Genomic DNA, 22427 nt, shown 5'->3' with positions numbered 1-22427 from the left:
GATGTCGCAGATGCACCAGCAGGCCGCGCTGCCGAAGTGCCCGAGCTGTGCGGAGCCGCTCGAAACGGGTGACCGCTTCTGCGGCGCGTGCGGGTACGACCTGTCCGCGGCCGCCGCGGGACCGGGCGAAGCGCCGACGCTCACCATGGACCGCGGCGCGGTGCCGCGCCCGGCCGGCCCCGGTGAGCGTGCCGACGACGCCGTGTGGCCGCGCGCACCGCACCCGGACGCCTCCGAGGCCCCACCGCGGCTGCACCTGCCGACGGACCTGCCGGGCACGGACTCCAGCGGCTCCCCGCTGCCTGCACCGGCACGGCAGCCGCAGGCCCGGGCCCGGGCTCAGGCTCAGGAGCGGGCCCGGGCGGCGGTGCCGCAGCCGCACCCGGCGGAGCAGTCCGCACGGCAGCCGGAGGCGGCGGCCAAGCCGCATCCCCAGCCGCAGCCGCAGCCCCAACCACAGCCATCCGCCCAGGCCCAGGCGGCGGCCCAGCCACAGCCGACCGCCCAGCCGCCGCAACCGCAGCCGCAGGCCTCGGCGCAACCGCAGCCCCAGCCGCAGCCGCAGCCGCAAGGACAGCCGCGGCAGGGCCAGGGCCAGAGTCAGGGGCAGCCGCCGCTCTCCGAGGCGCCTGCCTCGGGCGTGCGGCTCGACCGGCCGGCGGAGCCAGACGAGTACCCGTTGCAGGCGCCGGATCCGCGCGTGCCCGCCGACGCCGACGCGGACGCGGACGCCGACGCCGCGCGCGAGGGCGCCTCGGGCGAGGCCGCCGCGACGTGCGTGGCCTGCCGGGCCGGCCGCGTCGACAGCGACGGCTACTGCGAGAACTGCGGGCACGCCCAGCCGCGCGAACGCGACCACATGGAAGAGGAGTCGGGCCCGATCGCCGCCGTCAGCGACCGCGGCCTGCGCCACCACCGCAACGAGGACGCCTTCGCCCTCGGCCGCGCCACGCTGCCCGACGGCTCGCCCGCCCTCGCGGCGGTCGTCTGCGACGGCGTGTCCTCCGCGACCCGCCCCGACGAGGCCTCCCTGGCCGCCTCACGAGCGGCGAGCGAGTCACTGCTGGCCGCACTGCACCGGGGCACCCACCCCCAGCAGGCCATGCACGACGCGATCGTGGCCGCCGCGCAGGCCGTCGACGCGCTCGCCGGACAGCCCGCGCCGGCCGGCCGGCACTCCGCCCACCAGAACGCGCCGGCCTGCACGTTCGTCGGCGCGGTGGTCACCCCCGGACTGCTGGTCGTCGGCTGGGTCGGCGACAGCCGCGCCTACTGGGTGCCGGTGGACCGCACCGCGCCCCCGGCCCGGCTCACCGAGGACGACTCGTGGGCCGCGCAGATGGTCTCCGCAGGCCTGATGTCCGAGGCGGAGGCGTACGCCGACCAGCGCGCCCACGCGATCACCGGCTGGCTCGGCGCGGACGCCTACGAACTGGAGCCGCACACCGCCTCGTTCAAGCCGGACCGGCCGGGAGTGGTCGTGGTGTGCACGGACGGGCTGTGGAACTACGCCGAGACGGCACAGGAAATGGCCGACGCCGTCCCCCTCGACGCCGCCGTGCGCCCGCTGCACAGCGCCCGGGTCCTGGTCGGCCACGCCCTGGACGGCGGGGGCCACGACAACGTAACAGTGGCCGTCGTGCCGTTCCCGGCCGCGCCGCAGGGGGCAGGATCGGCCTGAGGGACGTACGCCGGGGCGTGTGACGGACACCCCGGCCGAGTCCCCGGCGCGGGGAAGCTCCGAGGACCGGCGGGGGCCGGTCCCTTCACAGTCGTCGCCCCCGTTCGCGGGGTCCAGAGGGGGATCTGGGAAGACATGGCGAATTTCTCGAAGTCCAGCGTGCCGCAGTTCTCGGTGGACGTGTATCAGAACGAGTACCTGCCGGAGGGCGGCCGGGAGGTCAACGCGATCGCCACGGTCACCGCGACCGGCGGCGGCACGATCGGCAGCGCGGTCACGGCACCGCACCTGTACCCGCCCGGGGAGGGACCGTCCGCCGCGGTGGCGATCATGGTCGACTGCTCGGGTTCCATGGACTACCCGCCGACCAAGATGCGCAACGCCCGGGACGCCACGGCCGCCGCGATCGACACCCTGCGCGACGGCGTGCACTTCGCGGTGATCGGCGGCACGCACGTGGCCAAGGAGGTCTACCCGGGCGGCGGCCGGCTCGCGGTCGCCGACGCGACCACCCGCGACCAGGCCAAGCAGGCGCTGCGCAGGCTCAGCGCGAGCGGCGGCACGGCCATCGGCACCTGGCTGCGGCTGGCCGACCGGCTGCTGTCCTCGGCCGACGTCGCCATCCGGCACGGCATCCTGCTCACCGACGGCCGCAACGAGCACGAGTCGCCCGAGGACCTCAGGCAGGCGCTCGACGACTGCGCCGGACGCTTCACGTGTGACGCGCGGGGCGTGGGCACCGACTGGGAAGTGAAAGAAGTCACACAGATCGCCTCCGCGCTGCTCGGCACCGCCGACATCGTCGCCGACCCGGCGGGCCTGGCCGCCGACTTCACGCGGATGATGGAGACGGCGATGGGCAAGGAGGTCGCGGACGTCCGGCTGCGGGTGTGGACGCCGGTGGGCACGACCATCAAGTTCGTCAAGCAAGTCGCCCCGTCCGTGGAGGAGTTGACCGAACGCCGAACCGAGGCGGGCCCGCGCGCCGGGGACTATCCCACCGGCTCCTGGGGGGACGAGTCCCGCGACTACCACGTCTGCGTGGAGGTGCCCGCGGCCGGCATCGGACAGGAGATGCTCGCCGCCCGGGTCTCGCTGGTGGTGCCCACACCCGACGGGACGGTGCAGAACCTCGGCGCCCAGGGCCTGGTACGGGCCGTGTGGACCGACGACATGGCCGCCTCCACCTCGATCCATCCGCAGGTGGCCCACTACACCGGGCAGGCCGAACTGGCACAGGCCATCCAACAGGGCCTCGACCTTCGCAAAGCGGGCGATTTCGACGGAGCAACCGCCAAACTGGGCCGGGCGGTTCAGCTCGCCGGTGCCTCGGGGAACGCGGATACTGCGAAACTGCTTGCGAAGGTGGTGGACGTGGTCGACGCCGCGACGGGTACTGTGCGACTCAAAGCGAAGGTCGAAGAGGCGGACGAGATGACGCTCGAGACCCGGTCCACCAAGACCGTTCGTGTGAAGAGGTAACGCGGGACGACCGCGGAAGACGACGAGCCCGGCCCCTCGGGGTTGGAGAAATCCGGCCGCACCGGCCGGAACAGGAGAGGGGGAAGCGCCGACATGCCGACCTGCCCGAACGGACACCAGTCGGGATCCGACGACTGGTGCGAGGTGTGCGGTCACCGCATGGCCGGTGCCGTGCCTCCGCCTCCGCCGCCACCCCCGGTCGGCGGCTACGGCTTCCCGCCCGCGCCGGGGCCCGGCGGCCCCGGACAGCCGGGTGCGCCCGGCATGCCCGGCGGGCGCCCGCACCTGTCCGCCGTACCGGACCCCCAGCCGGAGCTGTGCCCGCAGTGCCGTACGCCCCGCGAGGGCGGCGCGCCGTTCTGCGAGGAGTGCCGGTGGAACTTCCTGACGAACACGGCGACCTCGTACACGCCGGCCGCTCCGCCGGCGTCCGGCCCCGCTTCCGGCCCGCGCTTCCCGCAGCCGCCCGGCCCGGCCTACGGCGGCGACTCGTTCGAGTACCAGGGCTCCCGGCCCTCCCAGATGAACCGGCCCGCCGAACCGATCCCGCACGCCCCGCCCTACGGCACCGAGCCCCCCGGCCGCCCCGGCCCGCCGAACTTCGGCACCGAGCCCCCCGGCCGCCCCGGGCCGCCCAACTTCGGCACCGACCCGTCCCGGCCGGTTCCGCCGCCGCCCGGTGCCCCCGGAGCGCCCGGTGGTGCCCCGCAGGCGTTCCAGCAGCCCGGCCCGCCGGCTCCGCCCGCGTTCCCGCAGGAGACGGGCCGGCCGCAGCACGGCGGTGACGACGACTGGGTGATCTCCCCGCCGTCGTCCGCCGGTCCGTCCGGTCCGGGCGCCCCGGGCCACCCCGGTCCCGGTCAGGCACCCGGCTACGGCTACCCGCAGCCGGGTGCCACCCAGGCTCCGCCGGGACCGGCCTTCCCGCAGCAGCCGCAGCAGCCCGCGACCTGGACGGCGACGATCGGTCCGGACCGCGACTACTTCCTGGCGATGATGCAGCGCTCCGGCCCCGAGGCCACGGGCCTGAACCTGCCCGCGTACTCGCCCGAGCAGCAGCGCACGCTCAGCGGCAACCAGGTCACCATCGGCCGCCGCCGGCACTCCACCGGCGACACCCCCGACATCGACCTGGCGGTCCCGCCGGAGGACCCGGGCGTCTCCCACCAGCACGCGGTGCTGGTCCAGCAGCCCGACGGCAGCTGGGCGGTGGTCGACCAGAACTCGACCAACGGCACCACGGTCAACGGCTCGGAGGACCCCATCCAGCCCTTCGTGCCGATCCCCCTCCAGGACGGCGACCGCGTGCACGTGGGCGCGTGGACGACGATCACGGTCAGGCGCGGCTAGTGCTGTGACCGGAAAGGTGAGCCGGTGAACCTTTCCGGTCCCAGCACTAGGGTCCGCTCGGGCGGCAGGACCTAGGCCTCCGGTCCTCGTCCTGCCGTCTGAGAGCATGGACGGGTGAATGAGATTCGGCGCGGCACGCTTCAGGAGCAGACCTTCTACGAGCAGGTCGGCGGGGAGGAGACCTTCCGCCGGCTGGTCCACCGTTTCTACGAGGGGGTGGCCGGGGACCCCGAGTTGCGGGAGATGTATCCCGAGGAGGATCTGGGACCGGCCGAGGAGCGGCTGAGGCTGTTCCTGATCCAGTACTGGGGCGGTCCGACGACGTACGGCGAGCGGCGCGGCCACCCGCGGCTGCGGATGCGGCACGCGCCCTTCCGGGTCGACCGGGCGGCGCACGACGCCTGGCTCCGGCACATGCGGGTGGCCGTCGACGAGCTCGGTCTGTCCCAGGAGCACGAGCAGACGCTGTGGAACTACCTGACGTACGCGGCGGCGTCGATGGTGAACACGCCCGACTGAGCCGCCGCTGAGCACCTGAGTACCGGATTCCGGTCGTTCGGCGCCGGATTACGATCACGATCCGGTCAAAGTCGACCCACCAACGCTTACCCGGGCCGTGTCCCCTCTGACAACATCACCGAAAAGGTCTGGACAACGGCAGGGGGAGCCGGGTGGCGGGGTTCATGGGATTCGTCCTGCTGCGGGCACGGGCGCACCGGCTGCTGCTGGCCGCGGCGTTGCTCACGGTCCTGCTGACCACGGCGGTACTGGCGACGCTCACCGCCTACTCCGGCGCGATCGGCGACGCGGCACTGCGCCACTCCCTGCGGGACCCGCGCAACACCGCCGACGCCACCCTGGTGGTCCGCGCCTACACACCGTCCGAGGCGCGCGCGTCGGCCGACGCCGCCGTACGCGAGCAGACCCGCGCGTCCTTCGACGGGCTGCCGGTCACCGTGCGCACCCTGGTGCGCTCCGGCCCCTACGGTCTGCCCCTGTCCCTGCGGCCCCCGGCGGAACGCTCCGGCGACCCGGACCTGACCTACTTCGCGGCGATGGACCCCACGCAGGTGCGGCTCGTCTCCGGACGCCTGCCCCGCGAGACGGCGACGGGTGACCTCGAGGTCGCGCTGCCGCAGACCGCCGCGCAGCGCCTCGGGCTGAAGCCCGGCGCCCGGCTCACCCTCACCGACCGCCTCGACGGCAAAAAGGCCCAGGTGCGGATCACCGGGCTCTACCGCCCCGCCCACGCCGACGCGCCGTACTGGCAGTTGGACGAGCTGGGCGGCCGCGGCGTCCGCAAGGTCGGCTTCACGATGTACGGGCCGCTGCTGACCGACCCCGCCGTCGTCTCCGGCGGCCGGGTGAGCGCGGGACAGACCGCGTGGCAGGCGTCGGCGGACTTCTCCACGCTGACGACCGGGCGGATCGGGGCGCTGCGGGACGCGGTGCGCGAGAGTGCCGCGTCCCTGCGGAAGTCCAAGGCGGTGAGCGACTCACCGGAGGTGACGTCCTCGCTGCCCGAGGTCCTCGACCGGATCGACCGCTCCCTGCTCGTGGCCCGCTCCACCCTGCTGATCGCCGTGCTCCAGCTGGCGTTGCTCGCCGGGTACGCGCTGCTGCTGGTGGCCCGGCTGCTGAGCACCGAGCGCGCCGGGGAGACCCGCCTGCTGCGGGCCCGCGGCGGCTCCCGTGCCCGGATCGCGCGCCTCGCTGCCACGGAGGCGCTGCTGCTCGCTGTGCCCGCCGTGGCCTGCGCACCCCTGCTGGCGGGGCCCCTGACCGGGCTGCTGGCCGGGCAGGGCGCCCTGGCCCGGATCGGACTGCACCCGGACGTGTCCGCGATCGGGCGGCCCGGGGTCTGGCTGGTGGCGGCGGCCGTGGCGCTGGGCTGCGCGATGGCGGTGACGCTGCCCGCGCTGACCTCGTCGTTCACGACCGGCTCGCGGGCCCGTACGCTGCCCGCGCCGCTGCGCGCCGGCGCGGACCTGGGGCTGCTGGCGGTGGCAGGTGTGGCGTACTGGCAGCTGAACCGGCAGCCCTCCGGCGCGGTCGGCGGCAACCTCACCGGCGCGCTCGGCATCGACCCGCTGCTGGTCACCGCGCCCGCGCTGGCCCTGCTGGCCGGAACGGTGCTCACTCTGCGGCTGCTGCCGCCGGTGGCCCGGCTGGCCGAGCGCCGCGCGACCGGAGGCCGCGGACTGGTGGCCGCGCTGGCGGGCTGGCAGTTCAGCCGCCGCCCGATGCGCGGGGCCGGGCCGGTGCTGCTGCTCGTCCTCGCCATCGCGCTGGGCATGCTGGCGATCGGTCAGGGCGCTTCCTGGGACCGTTCGCAGGACGACCAGGCCGACTTCGAGGCGGGTGCGCCGGTGCGCGTGCTGGCCGCCGGGGAAGGCGAGCTCGGTCGCACCGACCAGTACGCGGCCCTCCCGCACGTGCGCTCCGCCACCTCCGCCGTCCGCACCACGCTGCCGTTGTCCGGCGACCGCACCGCGACCGTGCTCGCGCTGGACACCGCGAGCGCGGCGGACACGATGCTGATGCGCCCCGACCTGGCGTCCGAGCCCGTACGGCCGTTGCTGGCGGAGCTGGCGCCCAAGAGCCCGACGGCGGGTATGAAAATGCCCGCCGGGACGGCCCGGCTGCGACTGACGGCCGGCATTCGCGGCGCCGGTGCCGGGACTTCGACGGACGTGCGCGCCACCGTCGAGGACCGCTACGGGGTCCCGTACCGGCTGCCGCTCGGCGCGCTGCCCGCCGACGGCCGCCCCCACCCGCTGGACCTGGACCTCCCCGCCACCGCGGGCCCACTGGTCCTCACCGGCCTGGACGTGATCCTGTCCCAGCCCGTCGAACACGCCGAGCAGCACCGCCTCAGCGTCTCCGAGGCGACCGCGACCGGTGCCGACGGGACGGAACGGCGCCTGAGCCTGCCGACGGCCTGGAAGGCGACCTCGGCCACCACCGGCTCCGACCCCACCCTCACCGGGGACAACACGCCGACCGCACCCGCCGTGACGTCCTCCCGCCCGCTGACCGTCGCCTACGGCACCGGCTACGTGTCGCGCGACGACCGCTGGACGACGGCCACGCTGACCCTGCGGCTCCAGGTCGCGCAGCCCGCGCAACCGGAGATCGCCGCCCTGGCGACCGACCGCTTCCTGGCCTCCACGGGCGCACACGAGGGGCAGCGGGTGGACGTGATGTTCGGCGGCCGGAACGTTCCGGTCCGGATCGTCCACGCGGTACGGGAACTGCCGACCACGGCCGGTGCCGACCAGAGCGGTGCCACCGCGCACGACGGCGGAGGCGTGCTGATGGACCTGCGGTCGGTGAACCGGCTGCTCCAGGCGCGTTACGGCGACAGCGCGGCGCCCACCGAGTGGTGGCTGCGCGCCGACGCCGACGAAACGGCGAGTGTGGCCGCGGCCCTGCGGGCGCAGCCCGACATCGCCGCGACGCAGGTGATCGTGCGGGAGGAGATCGCCGCCCAGCTGCGTGACGACCCGTTCGGCGCCGGACCCGCGGCCGCGTTCACCGCGGCGGCCGTGGTCGCCGCGGCGCTGGCGGCGGTCGGTTTCGCGGTGAGCGCGGCCGGAGCGCTCAGGGAACGGGACGCCGAGTTCGCCGTGCTGCGCGCCCTGGGCGCCCCGCGCCGCCGGCTGGCCCGGACGCTGGCCGCCGAGCAGGGCGTACTGCTGGCCCTGGCGCTGGCGGTCGGTGTCGCCCTGGGCACCGTGCTGACCCGGGCCGTGATCCCGCTGATCGTCCTGACCGGGCAGGCCACGAAACCGATGCCGACCGTCCTGGTCGAACTGCCGGTCGCCCGGGTGGCCCTGCTGCTTGCGGCCGTCGCCGCCGCGCCGCTCGTCGTCACGGCGGTGCTGACCCTGCGCCGGCCCGACCCGGCGCTGTCCCTTCGAGACCGCGGAGGTGAGTGAGCTGAACGCTGTCACTCCCGCCTGGGTCCGGGTACGCCTGCGCACCGCGCCGGGTGCCGCGGCCGCCCTCGCCCTGCTGGTCGCGCTGACCGCGTGCCTGGCGGCCGCGTTCCCGCGCGCGCTCAACCGGTACGAGGACGCCGGCCTGGTCCGGGCCCTCGACCGGGCGACCATGAATCGCACCACCCTGTTGATGTACGCCCCGCAGCTCGGCTTCCAGTTCACACAGCGGGAACGCGAACAGGCGCTGCGCCCACCGGTCATGGGCCGTCAGCACGCCGCCGTCCTCGGCTCGGTCCGGCGGCCGCTCGTCGCCGACCGCGGCCAGTCGGCGTACGGGGTGGTGACCAGCGTCGACCTCAGCGTCCCCGACGCCTGGCTCGCGCGGCCCAGCGGGATCTCCCCGAAGGTACGCATGGTCGCGCAGAGCGGACTGGGCGCGCACTCCTCGGTGCGCGCGGGCCGGCTGCCGCGGGCGAAGGACGAGGTGACGGCGGCGACCGAGGAGGTGGAGGCGGCCGTGACCACCGAGACGGCCAGGAGCCTGCACATCGAGGTCGGCTCGGTCATCCACGTACCCGCCGTGTCCCGCCCCCCGCTGGCGGTGCGGATCACCGGCATCCTGACGCCGCGCGAGCCCGACGGCGCGTACTGGGCGACGGAGCCCCTGATGCGCACCCCGGATCTGGTCCCCGTGCACCCGGCCGACCCCCTCTCGCCGAAGTTCTGGCTCGGCGCCCTGCTGTTCCCGCCGGAGGCGGCGCCCGCCATGCTGGGCACCGAGGGGCAGCCGGTCCGCTACTGGCAGGTGGCCCCCGACACCCGTGCCCTGCACGCCCGCGACCTCGACGGCCTGAACTCCGCCGTCGCCGCCCTGAAGTCCGGGCCGGGCCTGAGCCGGGTACGCTCGGTCACCGACCCGACCACGGAGATGAGTACCGACCTCGACGACGTGCTCGTCTCCTACGGCCACCTCAGGTCCGGCATCGGCTCGCTGGTCGCGGTCGCCGCCTTCGGCAGCGCGGCGGTCGCCGCAGTCGTCCTGCTGATGGCCGGCGGCCTGGCCGCCGACCGCCGCCGCTCCGAACTGACCCTGCTGCGCGCCCGCGGCGCCTCCCTGACCGGCCTGACCCTCCGGCTGCTCGCCGAGACGGCGGTGGTCGCCGTGCCCGCCGGGGCGGTCGGTCTCGGTGCGGCCCTGCTCGCCGTCCCCGAGGGCCGCCTGGGCCACGCGGTCCTCGCGGCCGCGGCGGTCACCGCCGTCGCCTGCGCCGCGCTGCCCGTACGCGCGCTGGTCGCGCACCGCGCGGTCCGCGTCCACGGACCGCGAGAGGACACGGTGTCCGTACGTCCCTCGCGGCGCCGTACGGTCGCCGAGCTGACGCTGCTGCTGATCGCGGCGGGAGCGGTGGAGGCGCTGCGCAGGCGCGGGGTCTCGGGGCCGTCGGACGGTGCCGGCGGGGCAGGGGACCAACTGGTGTCCCTGGCTCCGGTGCTGGTGGGTGTGATCGCGGCCCTGGTGCTGGTCCGTCTGTACCCGTTGCCGCTGCGCTGGCTGATGCGTCCGGCCGGCCGGCTGCGCGGGGCGGTGGGCCATCTGTCCCTGACGCGCGCGGGTCGTTCCTCCGTCCCGGCGGTGCTGCCCCTGCTGGCGCTGCTGACCGCGCTCACCACCGCCGCCTTCGGCGGTTCGGTGCTGGCGGGCGTGGCCGAGGCCCGCGACCAGGCGGCCCTCCTCGCGGTCGGCGCCGACGCCCGCGTCGAGGACATCGACGCCCTGCCGGCCGACCTGGCCGACCGGGTCCGCCGGACACCGGGCGTACAGGGGGTCACCGAAGCGAGCGTCGATTCCCTGGCCAAGGCGGGAACGGGCCTGACCCCGGTCTCCCTGGCGGGCGTCGACCCGGCGTCCTACGCCTCCCTGGCCGGGAGCACCGGCCTCGGCGTCTTCCCCGAGCAGCAACTACTGCGGCGACCGGCCGACGGCGCCCGGGCCCCGCTGCCGGCGCTGGCCTCCCCCTCGATCGCCGAGCTGTACGGCACCCAGCCCTTCACCGTGATACTGGGCGACGTGACCGAGGTCACCGTCCGGATCGTCGCCGTACGGGACCGGACCCCGGCCGTGGTCGGCACCGGCTTCCTGGTCGTGGACCGGGCCGGGCTGCACCGCGAGGCGGCCCGTACGAACGTGCTGCTCCTGACCGGCGGCCACCTGGACGGCGGCACCCTGCGCCGGACGGTGGGCAAGTCGGTGTCCACGCACCTGCGTTCCGAGGAGCGGGCGCAGTACGTCGACTCGCCCCTCCAGTCCGGTGCCGAGCGCGTCTACGCCGTGGCGGTGGCCGCCGGGGCCGGCTACGCCGTCCTGGCCCTGCTGCTCGCCCTGCTGCGCGCCGCGCCGGAGCGTGCCGCACTGCTCGCCCGCCTGCGCACGATGGGCCTCACCCGCGCGCAGGGCCGCCGCCTGCTCGTCCTGGAGTCCCTGCCCCAGGCGCTGCTCGCCGCGGCGGGCGGAGCCCTGACGGGCTGGGCGACCGTGCTGCTCCTCTCCCCCGGTGTCGACCTGACGACCATCGCACTGCCGTCGACGGGGGCGTCCGTCGGCGAGAACGCGCTGCGGACGGACCCGCTCTCGCTGGCCCTGCCGGCGGCGGCGGTGCTGCTGCTGACCGTCGGGATCGCCATGGGCCAGGCGTGGTGGACGGGACGCAGGGGATCCGTACGGGAGTTGAGGGTGGGGGACGCGAGATGAACCGACCGGACCGCCACAACCGCCACAGCTGCCGTAGCCACCGTAGCCGCCGTAGCCGCCGCGCAGGAGAGCCCCGATGACGACGAACCCCACCCTGGCCGACCTGGCCGAGCGCGCCACCGCGAACCGCACCCGCCCGGCCTACGGCCACGACGCGTTGATCAGCTGCGACCGCCTGGTCCGCATCTTCACCGCCGACGGCGTGGAGGTCCAGGCCCTCCAGGGCCTGGACCTGCTGGTCCGCGAGGGCGAACTGATGGCCCTGGTCGGCGCTTCCGGCAGCGGCAAGTCCACCCTGATGAACATCCTCGCCGGCCTGGACACCCCCACGGCGGGCGCGGCCCGGGTCGCGGGACGCGACCTGCTCGCCATGACGGCGAAGGACCGCCTCCAGTACCGCCGCGAGGTCGTCGGCTTCGTCTGGCAGCAGACCTCCCGCAACCTGCTGCCGTACCTGACGGCGGCGCAGAACGTCGCCCTGCCCATGCAGTTGTCCGGATCCCGTGAGCGAAGCCGCCGCGCCAGGGCCGAACGAGCCGTGGAGCTCCTTCAGCTGCTGGAGGTGGGCGAGTGCCGGGACCGCCGCCCGCACCAGATGTCGGGCGGCCAGCAGCAGCGCGTGGCGATCGCGGTGGCCCTCGCCAACAACCCCGCGGTGCTGCTCGCCGACGAGCCCACCGGCGAACTGGACTCCCACACCGGCGAGCAGATCTTCACCGCCTTCCGCACCGCCAACGAGCGTCTGGGCACGACCATCGTCATCGTCACCCACGACCAGGCGGTCGCCGGCGAGGTGCGCCGCACGGTCGCCATCCGCGACGGCCGCACCTCCACCGAGGTGCTGCGCCGCAGCGAGGTGGACGCGGCGACCGGTGACGAGATGCTGGTGAGCCGCGAGTACGCCATGCTCGACCGGGCCGGCCGTCTGCAACTGCCCGCGGAGTACACCCGGGCGCTGGGCATGCGCGACCGCGTGGCGCTGGAGCTGGAGCCCGACCACATCGCGGTGCGGCCGGACGAGAGCGAGGGGCAGGGGAGCTGAGCCGCCGCGTTCAGCGGACGCTGACGCCCAGAGCGCCGAGCCCGGCGTCCACCCGCCGTACCGCGATCGACCCGTAGGGCGTCCGCAGCCTCAGCCACGTACCCGACGACAGCAGCGCGAGGTCTTCCCCGCCAGAGTCCGCGGAGGGCTTCGCGGGACCCTCCCCGCCAACGACTGCCGGGGGCCTCACGGAGTCCTCCCCACCAACGACCGCCGAGGGCCTCGCGGGGTTCTTCCCACCGACGGCCGCGGGGGGCCTGAGGAACCGCAGCGACTGCGCCGCGTGTAGGGCGCGCACGGGCAGTTGGGTCTCGCCGACCAGCCGGGACCAGATCTCCCGCCCGATCCGGTCGAGTTCGGCGCGCGTGCGATGCTCCTGCGCCAACTCCCGTGTACGGGAGCGGAACTCGGCGACGGCGGCGGCCACCGTAGCGCCCAGCGCCCCGGCCGGGGGCAGCCCCGGCTCCGTCCGCCAGCCGCCGCGCGGCGGCAGCACGCCCGCCCACGGCGGACCGGTCACCGGCGCGGGAACGGCGGCCGTGGCCGCCGACTCGTCGACGGACTCCAGCAGTTCACCGGCGGAGACGGTCACGTCGAGGACGGCGTCAGGCTCGTTCCGGTACGGCTCGGCGAGCCGCACCGCGCGCACCGCCAGCACCTCGAAGGACGCCGGCCGTCCGAAGACGGCGAGCGCCGTGCCTGCCGCCTGGAGGCGCACCGCGGCGGAACGGTCGTAGTGCAGGAGCCGGGAGAGGAAGGCGGCGAGGTCGGCCGCCTCCGTCGCGTCGGCGAGGCGGAGGTCCGTCATACGGCGACGGCCTCCTCCTTGTCGCCCTTGTCCGCGGCGTCGTCACCGGCGCCGGCGCCGTCGGTGTACTCCTCGAGGAACTCGCGCTCCTCCGCGGTGATCCGCCGCGGACGCTGCGCCTCGAAGTCGAACGGCACGATCACCGTCGAGGCGCGGACGTAGACCTGGTCGCCGTCCTTGACCTCGTAGGTGAGGGTGAAGGACGCCGCCCTGATCTCGGTGACCCACAGCTCGATGTCCACCGGCGCGTGCCGGTGGACGAGCTGGCGCTTGTAGTCGATCTCGTGACGCGCCACCACTGACCCCTGCTGGAAATCCTTGTCCGGACGGAACAGGAAGTCGATGCGTGCCTCCTCCAGATAGCGGAGGAACACCACGTTGTTGACGTGGCCGTACGCGTCCATGTCCGCCCAGCGCAACGGGCAGCGGTAGATGTGGCGCATCTGCTTCGATCAGCCCCGGGTCAGCTTCTTGTAGGTGGCACGGTGCGGCCGGGCGGCGTCCGGGCCGAGCCGCTCGATCTTGTTCTTCTCGTACGACTCGAAGTTGCCCTCGAACCAGAACCACTTGGAGTCGCCCTCGTAGGCGAGGATGTGCGTCGCCACGCGGTCCAGGAACCACCGGTCGTGGGAGACCACGACGGCGCAGCCGGGGAACTCGAGGAGCGCGTTCTCCAGGCTGGACAGGGTCTCGACGTCGAGGTCGTTGGTCGGCTCGTCGAGGAGCAGCAGGTTGCCGCCCTGCTTCAGGGTGAGCGCCAGGTTGAGGCGGTTGCGCTCACCGCCGGAGAGCACGCCGGCGGGCTTCTGCTGGTCCGGGCCCTTGAAGCCGAACGCGGACACGTACGCCCGGGACGGCATCTCGACCTGGCCGACGTTGATGTAGTCCAGCTCGTCGGAGACGACGGCCCACAGCGTCCTCTTCGGGTCGATGTTCTCGCGGCTCTGGTCGACGTAGGAGATCTTGACGGTGTCGCCGACCTTGATGCTGCCGGAGTCCGGCTCCTCCAGGCCCTGGATCATCTTGAACAGCGTGGTCTTGCCCGCGCCGTTCGGGCCGATGACGCCGACGATGCCGTTGCGCGGCAGCGTGAACGAGAGGTCGTCGATGAGGACCTTCTCGCCGAAGGCCTTGTTGAGGTTGTTGACCTCGACGACGATGCTGCCCAGGCGGGGGCCCGGCGGGATCTGGATCTCCTCGAAGTCCAGCTTCCGCATCTTGTCGGCCTCGGCGGCCATCTCCTCGTAGCGGGCCAGACGCGCCTTGGACTTGGCCTGCCGCCCCTTGGCGTTCGACCGCACCCACTCAAGCTCTTCCTTGAGCCGCTTCTGCCGCTTGGCGTCCTTCTGGCCCTCGACCTTGAGGCGGGTGGCCTTGGTCTCCAGGTACTTGGAGTAGTTGCCCTCGTAGCCGTGGAGGCGGCCGCGGTCCACCTCGCAGATCCAGCCGGCGACGTTGTCCAGGAAGTACCGGTCGTGGGTGACCGCCACGACGGTGCCCTCGTACTTGGCCAGGTGCTGCTCCAGCCAGTTCACCGACTCGGCGTCGAGGTGGTTGGTGGGCTCGTCGAGGAGCAGCAGGTCGGGCTGTTCGAGCAGCAGCTTGCACAGCGCGACGCGGCGGCGCTCACCACCGGAGAGCTTGGTGACGGCCCAGTCGCCGGGCGGGCAGCCCAGGGCGTCCATGGCCTGCTCGAGCTGGGCGTCGAGGTCCCAGGCGTTGGCGTGGTCGAGCTCCTCCTGGAGCTTGCCCATCTCCTCCAGCAGCGCGTCCGAGTAGTCGGTGGCCATCTGCTCGGCGATCTCGTTGAACCGGTCGAGCTTGCCCTTGATCTCGGCGACGCCCTCCTGGACGTTCTCCAGGACCGTCTTGTCCTCGGTCAGCGGAGGCTCCTGCAGCAGGATGCCGACGGTGTAGCCGGGTGACAGGAACGCGTCACCGTTGGACGGCTGCTCCAGCCCCGCCATGATCTTCAGCACGGTCGACTTGCCGGCGCCGTTCGGACCGACGACACCGATCTTCGCCCCTGGGTAGAAGCTCAGGGTGACGTCATCGAGAATCACCTTGTCGCCGTGCGCCTTGCGCGCCTTGCGCATGGTGTAAATGAACTCAGCCAAGAGAAACCGTCCGGCAGCTTGAAATCAGGCAAGGGCAGATACACCCCATCTTGCCGTACCGCCACCCCTACGCGGAAACCCGTTAGCCCTGAGGGCGCTGACCTGGGCTTTCGCTGGTGACGGCGGTGGCTCGTCTGTCACGGTCGGTCGCTGCCGAGTGCCCTGGGCGCTGTCGCGGCGGCACCACTGCTACGACTCGCACTGTCCGGCGCGCGGAGCCCGAGGGGCGGCGGGGTGGTTTCGGGTGGGTGCTACTCCGGTGTGCGGGCCGCGGTCTCGTAACGTGCGACGTTCTCGGAGACCTTGTGGCTATCCGGAAACGCCTCGGCCGGCGGGATCATCGGCCGTGCCACGGCAGGAGAGCCGCAGCGGCCGCCGACGGCGCGTGGGCGGAGGCGGTCGACTCGGGCGCCGCGGCTTCGTCGGCCGACGAGCCCGTGTACCTCAGGACGAGGAAGGTCGCCACGGCCGCCGCCACGGCCAGCGCGGTGTTCCGGGGCCACACCCGCTTCGGGGCGGGCGCGGAGCCCTCTTCCGCGGAGCCCTCATTCGCCGTGGCGCTGGTGACGAAGTCGTCGTCGAGCGTCACGTTGCGCTTGTCGTCGTCCCGACGGTCGTGATCCGTGGGCACATCGTCGTTCACTGGCACGGTCGAACCGTAGTGATCACGGCTTCCATGCAGAGTACGCACAGGTCACAGCGTGATCACTATCCGGCCGTCCCCCGAACGTCGAGCGTGCGCTCAGGCCTGTTCCAGGGCGTCGCCGAACTCGCGCAGGGTTTTGCCGCGGCTGCTGCGGGCCAGTTCGTGCCCGACGGCGATGGCGAGCGCGACCGGCCATTCGATGACGTCGAACGCCGTGAGCAGGCCGAGGCCCACGAGGTAGGCGAGCTGGTCCCGCGGCGGCAGTTCGATGCGGAGACCGCCCAGGGAGACGGTCACCGCATCACCGGAAAGGACCCGTTCGGCCGCGGCGCGGGCGCCGTGGGGCTTCGTGATCGGACCCGGTGCGCCGGCAGGCGCTGTGTCGGAGTCTGTCCTGCTCGCGCGCACGGTCATGTCACATCCCGTTCAACGGCCGGTGCCGGGCATCCGCTCGGTGTCCTCCACGCTAGGTCAGTTCCCGGCGCTCTTCCTCTTGTGGACGATGCTCAGGGCCGTGGCGCCCAGAACCAGCAGGCTGAGGCCGGTGGCGGCGATCAGCGGGGTGGTGCTGGTGCCGCCGGTCTCGGCGAGGTTGGGGTCGGGCGAGGTGCCGCCACCCGCCGTGACGGGGCTGGGCTCGCCGACGGTCTGGGTCACAGCGCCGCTCGGGCCGCCCTGGATCCGGCAGTCCAGGACGCCGGTGAAGCGCTGCGCGTGGCCGCCGGGATCCGTGATCGTGAAGTCGTAGGCCTGGTCCTCCTGGAGCGGGACGGTGATCGTCTCGGACGCGCCCGCGGCGATGGTGTAGCGGGTGTCCATCAGCTCGAAGGTGAACGGCTCGTCGCCCTTGTTGGCCACGGTGATGTCCAGGCCGCCCTTGGCGCAGTTCTTCACCGCGGACAGGGCGGGTATCGCACCCCCGACGGCCCAGGTCGCGCCGCTGGTGGCGGCGACCGTGGACTCGCTGGAGCCGGCCAGGATCTGGGTCTGGCTGCGGCTGTCGGAGGTGAAGGCGCGGCCGACCGGCACCGTGGTGGAGGCCTGTGCGGTCAGCGTCGCCGAGCCGTCCCCGGCGTCCTCCGGCACGTCGAAGAAAACCTGGCTGCCGTCCCTGGCGGACGTGATCTCCTTGCCGTCCTTGCCGACGATCCGCACGCCGCTGGTGGCGGCGCCCGCGGGAGGGGTCAGGGTCACGCTGCTCGCGTTGGTGTGCACCGTCACCGGGCCGAGCCGCTCGCCCGGGTGACCGGAGACGGCGGGCGGGTCGAGGGTGAGCGAGGCCCGCGGTTCGGGCAGGGCGCGTGCGCTCTTCTCCAGGTAGTCGGCGAGCTTCTCGGCCCGCGGCTCGACCGCGTCGACGTCCGCTCCGTCGGAGTAGCGCCAGATGGCCACCTGGGTGCCGGTCGCCGCGTCCTGCTCGGTGAGGCTTCCGACGCCGGCCTTGGCGGCGAGCGCCGCGAGATCGTTGACCTGCGGGTAGGAGTTCTGCAGGATCCAGCGGATCTTCCCGGCGTTCTTGTTGGTGACCAGCGAGGTGCCGCTCCAGGACGTCTCGCGGTACTTGGCGTCCCGCTGCGTGGGGTTGTGCACGTCGACGCAGTACGTCTGCAGGGTCCCGCCGCCGTCGACGGACATCTCGAACAGGCCCGCGGAGACCTGGTGGTCACCGCCGTCGTCATGGATGACGGCGGTGCCGTAGGTCTTCAGGCCGCCGATGGTGGCGGTCGCGCCACCCGGACTCTGCGGCAGACCGTCGGCGGCGGCCGGTCCGGCGGCGGCCAGCACACCCGCCGCGACGAATCCGGAGACCAGGGTGGCGGCGGCGAGCCGGGCCGCCCCCCGCCTGCGCGCGGACGGCGCAGAGTACCAAGCACACACAGAATTCCCCTTCGAGCAGGACCCGTTGACGTGGGGGTGTGGTCCCACCAGCAGAATCTTCAAGCCCAGAGACAAGCCCAGAGAGCTGTGTCCGGCATCCTATGGAGCCCTCGGACCGGGACTTCGCTGTCATATCGTCAGATCGCAGATCCGAATCGCAATCGTTATCGCCAAGATCACCTCAGCACACCGCCGCGGCCGGCTCCGGCGGCCGCGGGGACTCCGTGTCCGCCGGGGCCGTCTCCCACGTGGGCTCCGGCTGTGGCGGCGGACTCGCGGGCCGGTGGTCCGTCCTGACGGTGCGTCGGAAGGCCGACGTGCCCCGCGCCAGGTCGTGACCGATCGCCAGGGCGTCGATGTCCGCCGAGGTCCGGCTGGTGCCTTCGCGGGTCTCGGTGCGCACCTTCAGCCGGCCCTGCACGATGACGGGGTCGCCCACGGTCAGCGACGCCACCGCGTTGGCGGCGAGCTGGCGGTTGGCCCACACCGTGAAGAAGTTGGTGTGGCCGTCCGTCCAGGCGCTCTTCTCCCGGTCCCAGTAGCGCGAGGTCACCGCCAGCCGGAACCGCGCCGAGGCGCCCGAGGGCAGCTCCCGGTGCACCGGCTGCGTCGCCACGTTGCCCACGGTGCAGACGATCGTCTCGTTCATCGTCGAAACCCCTCCCTCGCCCGGCCGCTCGGTCCGGGCGGACACGCGTACGGGCCCGTCCCGTACGGCTGCGTCTGCCGCGGCGACCGCCTACGTCGCGATCGCCGCGGAACCAGACTGCCTCCGTCCGGGCCGAGCCCGCCGAGCCCTGTGGACCACCGCCTGCCGGTGGAAAACTCCCTCACCCTTGCGGGCGAAGCCCCCCAACTGTCCGACCTTTGCCTGCCCGGCCTCTATCCGACGCCCGCTCCCCTCACCAGCGCGTACTGCTCCCGCACCTCCCGGTACCGCAGGAGCTCCGCGGCCACCGGATCGAGCACCCGAGCCCGGCCGCACCCCGAGGCCGCCTCCCGCAGGCGGCGCTCGGCCTCCTGGCCGTACCGCCGTGCGGGCCCGCGCGCCGCGATCCGGCAGCTCCACTCCACGAGCGGTCCGCCCACGATGCCGGCGAGCATGATCAGCACGGGCAAACCCAGGTTCGGCGCCGTCACCCCGGCGATCTGGCCGACCAGCCACAGGCCGCCGGCCACCTGAAGGATCGTCATCGCCGCCTGGACGAGGACCGCGAGCGGCCACCAGCCGGGGCGCGGGGGCCGCCCCGGGGGCAGTCCGGCCCGCGCCGCCAGCTGGTCCAGCGCCTCGGGCAGCCCCTGCGCACCGCGTACGGCGGCCTCGCGCACGGCCTGCGCCCAGGGCGCCGGCATGCCGGCGGAGGCCTGGTCGGCCACCGTGCGCACCGCGTGTTCGACACGCTGCCGCGCGGTGGCCTCCTCGTCCTGCTGGTTGCGCAGCACGAGGCGTCCGGTGGGTGCCAGGCGCCGGCTCCCGCACCACCGCCACAGCCGCAGCCAGGGCGTGCCGCAGGCCCTGTTGGCGTTGCGCAGCCAGGCCCGCTCGGCCGCCTCACCGGCGGCGGTGGCGCCCACCGCGTCCGCCAGTCGGGCGGCGAACTCCTCGCGCGCCTCCTCGCTGAGCCCGGCGCTCGACCGGGTGGCGTAGACGGGCCGCAGGCGCTGGGCGGCGGCGTCCACGTCGGCCGAGATCCGCCGCACCGCGGCTCCGCGCTCGGCCACGAACTGGCCGAGTGCCTCGCGCAGTTCGCCGACGCCGTGCCCGGTGAGCGCGGACAGCGACAGCACGGTCGTGCCCGGCTCGCCGTACTCGCCGAGGGCGATCCCGTCCTCGTCGAGCAGCCTTCGCAGGTCGTCGAGGACCTGGTCGGCGGCCTCGCCGGGCAGCCGGTCGACCTGGTTGAGGACGACGAACATGACCTCCGCGTGGCCGGACATGGGCCGCAGGTAGCGCTCGTGGAGGACGGCGTCGGCGTACTTCTCCGGGTCGACGACCCAGATGACGGCGTCGACCAGCCGCAGGATGCGATCCACGTGCTCGCGGTGCTGCACGGCCGCCGAGTCGTGGTCGGGCAGGTCGACCAGGACCAGGCCGCGCAGCTGCGGGTCGGCGTCCTGGGCCTGCACCGGACGCCTGCGCAGCCGCCCCGGGATGCCGAGCCGGTCGATGAGGCTGGCCGCGCCGTCGCTCCAGCTGCACGCGATGGGCGCCGCGGTGGTCGGCCGCCGTACGCCGGTCTCCGAGATGGCGACGCCGGCGAGGGCGTTGAACAGCTGGGACTTGCCGCTGCCGGTGGCGCCCGCGATGGCGACGACCGTGTGCTGCCCGGAGAGCCGGCGTCGCGCCGCGGCCTCGTCGAGGACACGGCCCGCCTCCGCGAGGGTGCCGCTGTCGAGCCGGGTGCGGGACAGGCCCACCAGTTCGCGCAGCGCGTCGAGCCGGGACCGCAGCGGTCCGTCGTACGCCAGCGGGGGCACGGCCGAATGCCGGGCGATCCGGGGCTCCACGGGGACGAGTTCGGCGGGGGCCGTCTCGTTGACCCGGCGCGCGATCAGCCCGTCGTCCCAGGCGCCGTCGGCCTCCGCACGGTTCGATGCGTCGTCGTCCGTCCCGCGCGCGTCGCAGTCGTCGTGCCGCACGCGCGCGTGGCCGACGCCGGCCTGCTCGGTCACCGAGGGCTCGGAGGCCGCCCCGGGGATCCGGTGGCCCTCGGCGTTGCCCGGCCTCTGCGCCTCTCCGGCCTCGGGCACCCCTTCGGCGCCGTGACCGTCCTCGGTTCCGGGGTCTGGCGCCCGGTCCCGGGCCCAGCTCTCTGAGCGCGTCTGCTCGCTGCCCGTACTCTCCTTGCTCGCCCTCGCGTCCGTCTCTCCGTCCGTGAGGACGGTGCCCTCCGTCTGATCGGTGGGTTCCGTCAGGTTCTGGTCAGTGACGGCGGTCACGGTCACCTCTCCTTCAGCAGTACGGACAGCGCGGCGATGAGTTCGGCCTGGGGCTCGGGGTGCAGGTCGAGGGCGTCGAGCGGGGCCAGACGGCGTTCGCGTTCGACGTGGATCACCCGGTCCAGGTGTTCGGTCAGCAGCCGCCCGGCGCGGTCGCGCAGCCGCAGTGCTCCGTGCGCGCCGATCCGTTCCGCGAGCCCCTCTCCCGCGGACCGCGCCCGGCGGCCTCCCAGCAGCCCGGTGGCGGCCAGGGCGGCGACGACCTCGGGGTCCGGCGCCACGCTCCGGTCCAGCCGGCCCACCTCGTCCTCGGCGTACTCCTCCAGCTCCCGCCGCCAGCGCCGTACGGCCAGCCCGATGCGGTGTTCGGCGCTCTCCGACGTGTGGTCGCGGCCATCGAGCCCCGGCACCGTGGCGGCCGGCTCGTGCCGCCAGGCCTCGTCGACGCGCTCGTCGGCGGCGGTGACGGCACACAGCAGCAGGGTGCCCAGGCTCTCCACGAGCGCGTCGAGCAGTTCCCCGGCGGAGCAGTCCAGGGGGAAGGCGCGCCATCTCTTCAGGGCGCCCCCGGCGAGCACCGCCCCGGCCTGGAGCCGTCCCCGCACGCGCGTGTGCTCGCTGTCGTAGGCCGTGTCGACGGCCGAGGTGAGTCGCAGCCCGGCCGCGTACTGGGCGGCGGCGGCACTGGCCAGCTCGGGCATCCGGGACTTCAGCGAGTCGAGCAGGCCCTGGGCGGTGCGGGTCATGACGTACTCCCGGGCCCCGGGATCCTGGGTCTGGTGGACCAGCCAGGTGCGCAGCTGCGCGACGGCGGAGGCGGGCAGCAGGCCCCCGCCCCAGGCCGACTCGGGCAGCTCGGGCACGGTGAACCGCGGCACCTCGCCCAGTCCGGCCTTGGTGAGCAGCGCCCCGTACTGGCGGGAGACCTCCGAGGCGACCTGGTGCGGCACCCGGTCCAGCACGGTCACCAGCATGGCGTCGTACTCCTTGGCCGTGCGCAGCAGGCGCCACGGGATCGCGTCGGCGTACCGGGCGGCCGTGGTGACCATGACCCAGATGTCGGCGGCACAGAGCAGCTCGGCGGCGAGGACACGGTTGTCGGCGATCAGTGAGTCGATGTCGGGCGCGTCGAGAAGAGCGAGGCCGGGGGGCAGGGTGTCGACGGTCTCCACGCGCAGCACCCGGGAGGGGGCGCTCTCCTGCGTCAGCAGGTCGTCCGCGGCCCCGGGGGAGCCCCTGGGCACCCACACGCGCGTGAGGTCCGGCAGGACGCGCATGCCACTGAACCAGTGGTGGTCCTCCGGATGGCAGACCAGCACCGGTGTCCGTGTGGTCGGCCGCAGCACGCCCGCCTCGCTGACCCGCCGTCCGACGAGCGAGTTGACGAGGGTGGACTTCCCGGCGCCCGTGGATCCCCCGACGACCGCCAGCAACGGAGCTTGGGGCCTTCTCAAGCGGGGCACCAAGTAGTCGTCGAGCTGTGCGAGCAGTTCGTCGCGGTTGACACGCGCGCGTGGAGCCCCTGCCAGGGGCAGCGGGAAGCGTGCGGCGGCGACGCGGTCGCGCAGGGCGGAGAGTGCGTCGAGCAGCTGAGGCCTTACGTCCAAGGTCACCACATGCGAAGAATGCCCAATTTTAGGGGAATTCTGAAGCATATGAGCATGTCTGCGCGCCGGTAGAACACAACGGACGGAAGGGACGACTGGGGCGCGGGCACAGCCCAGGCATAACGAGTGCACAACACCAGGTGCGCCGGACGTCAAAAGCGATGCACGATTCGTACCCGCCTG

Annotated in this window: 16 protein-coding genes; 7 read left to right on the top strand and 9 right to left on the bottom strand. The window is 73.7% G+C overall.

Annotation, left to right across the window (positions count from 1 at the left end; all coding sequences use genetic code 11):
* The first annotated feature begins 1 nt into the window (after position 1).
* The 7 genes from ACTYVM_RS03820 (at position 2) to ACTYVM_RS03790 (ending at position 12248) form a co-directional block, all read left to right on the top strand.
* Positions 2 to 1681 carry a PP2C family protein-serine/threonine phosphatase gene (locus ACTYVM_RS03820; RefSeq protein ID WP_445524537.1) on the top strand — a complete coding sequence of 560 codons (1680 nt, stop codon included), beginning with the start codon at positions 2 to 4 and terminating at the stop codon, positions 1679 to 1681.
* 135 nt (positions 1682 to 1816) lie between these two features.
* Positions 1817 to 3163 carry a vWA domain-containing protein gene (locus tag ACTYVM_RS03815; protein WP_445524536.1) on the top strand — a complete coding sequence of 449 codons (1347 nt, stop codon included), beginning with the start codon at positions 1817 to 1819 and terminating at the stop codon, positions 3161 to 3163.
* Between the two features lie 93 nt (positions 3164 to 3256).
* Positions 3257 to 4513, top strand: coding sequence for an FHA domain-containing protein (locus tag ACTYVM_RS03810; RefSeq protein ID WP_445524535.1), 1257 nt, complete (start codon positions 3257 to 3259; stop codon positions 4511 to 4513).
* Between the two features lie 114 nt (positions 4514 to 4627).
* Positions 4628 to 5032: a globin gene (locus ACTYVM_RS03805; protein ID WP_445524534.1), complete on the top strand. Its 405-nt coding sequence runs from the start codon at positions 4628 to 4630 to the stop codon at positions 5030 to 5032.
* A gap of 164 nt (positions 5033 to 5196) precedes the next feature.
* The gene (locus tag ACTYVM_RS03800; RefSeq protein ID WP_445524533.1) at positions 5197 to 8454 is read left to right on the top strand and encodes an FtsX-like permease family protein; all 3258 of its coding nucleotides are present in this window, start codon (positions 5197 to 5199) and stop codon (positions 8452 to 8454) included.
* A gap of 1 nt (position 8455) precedes the next feature.
* Complete coding sequence (locus ACTYVM_RS03795; RefSeq protein WP_445524570.1) at positions 8456 to 11206, top strand: ABC transporter permease; 2751 nt, start codon at positions 8456 to 8458, stop codon at positions 11204 to 11206.
* Between the two features lie 76 nt (positions 11207 to 11282).
* A complete protein-coding gene (locus ACTYVM_RS03790) occupies positions 11283 to 12248 on the top strand; it encodes an ABC transporter ATP-binding protein (RefSeq protein ID WP_445524532.1) in 966 nt (321 codons plus the stop codon).
* A 10-nt stretch (positions 12249 to 12258) separates the two neighbouring features.
* Here ACTYVM_RS03790 and ACTYVM_RS03785 read toward each other — a convergent pair whose 3' ends face one another.
* The 9 genes from ACTYVM_RS03785 to ACTYVM_RS03745 all read right to left on the bottom strand — a co-directional run bounded on the left by ACTYVM_RS03785 (position 12259) and on the right by ACTYVM_RS03745 (position 22253).
* Complete coding sequence (locus ACTYVM_RS03785; RefSeq protein WP_445524531.1) at positions 12259 to 13056, bottom strand: DUF8010 domain-containing protein; 798 nt, start codon at positions 13054 to 13056, stop codon at positions 12259 to 12261.
* A complete protein-coding gene (locus tag ACTYVM_RS03780; protein WP_445524530.1) occupies positions 13053 to 13499 on the bottom strand; it encodes an acyl-CoA thioesterase in 447 nt (148 codons plus the stop codon). The genes ACTYVM_RS03785 and ACTYVM_RS03780 overlap by 4 nt, the downstream gene beginning before the upstream one ends.
* Before the next feature lie 9 nt (positions 13500 to 13508).
* Entirely contained in the window at positions 13509 to 15173 is a 1665-nt protein-coding gene (gene ettA / locus ACTYVM_RS03775) for an energy-dependent translational throttle protein EttA (RefSeq protein WP_445524529.1), read from the bottom strand.
* Positions 15174 to 15510: 337 nt separating this feature from the next.
* Positions 15511 to 15822, bottom strand: a complete 312-nt coding sequence (locus ACTYVM_RS03770) for a hypothetical protein (RefSeq protein WP_445524528.1) — start codon at positions 15820 to 15822, stop codon at positions 15511 to 15513.
* Between the two features lie 93 nt (positions 15823 to 15915).
* The gene (locus ACTYVM_RS03765) at positions 15916 to 16116 is read right to left on the bottom strand and encodes a hypothetical protein (RefSeq protein ID WP_400025091.1); all 201 of its coding nucleotides are present in this window, start codon (positions 16114 to 16116) and stop codon (positions 15916 to 15918) included.
* A gap of 174 nt (positions 16117 to 16290) precedes the next feature.
* Positions 16291 to 17697: a Cys-Gln thioester bond-forming surface protein gene (locus ACTYVM_RS03760; protein ID WP_445524527.1), complete on the bottom strand. Its 1407-nt coding sequence runs from the start codon at positions 17695 to 17697 to the stop codon at positions 16291 to 16293.
* A gap of 181 nt (positions 17698 to 17878) precedes the next feature.
* Positions 17879 to 18346 carry a single-stranded DNA-binding protein gene (locus ACTYVM_RS03755; protein ID WP_445524526.1) on the bottom strand — a complete coding sequence of 156 codons (468 nt, stop codon included), beginning with the start codon at positions 18344 to 18346 and terminating at the stop codon, positions 17879 to 17881.
* A 233-nt stretch (positions 18347 to 18579) separates the two neighbouring features.
* Complete coding sequence (locus ACTYVM_RS03750; RefSeq protein ID WP_445524525.1) at positions 18580 to 20637, bottom strand: YfjP family GTPase; 2058 nt, start codon at positions 20635 to 20637, stop codon at positions 18580 to 18582.
* Between the two features lie 2 nt (positions 20638 to 20639).
* Entirely contained in the window at positions 20640 to 22253 is a 1614-nt protein-coding gene (locus ACTYVM_RS03745; protein ID WP_445524524.1) for a dynamin family protein, read from the bottom strand.
* Positions 22254 to 22427 lie beyond the last annotated feature (174 nt).

Source organism: Streptomyces cyslabdanicus, from assembly GCF_052663305.1.
Note: the sequence above shows the minus strand (reverse complement) of the source record. Positions and strands in the feature narration are given on the sequence as shown.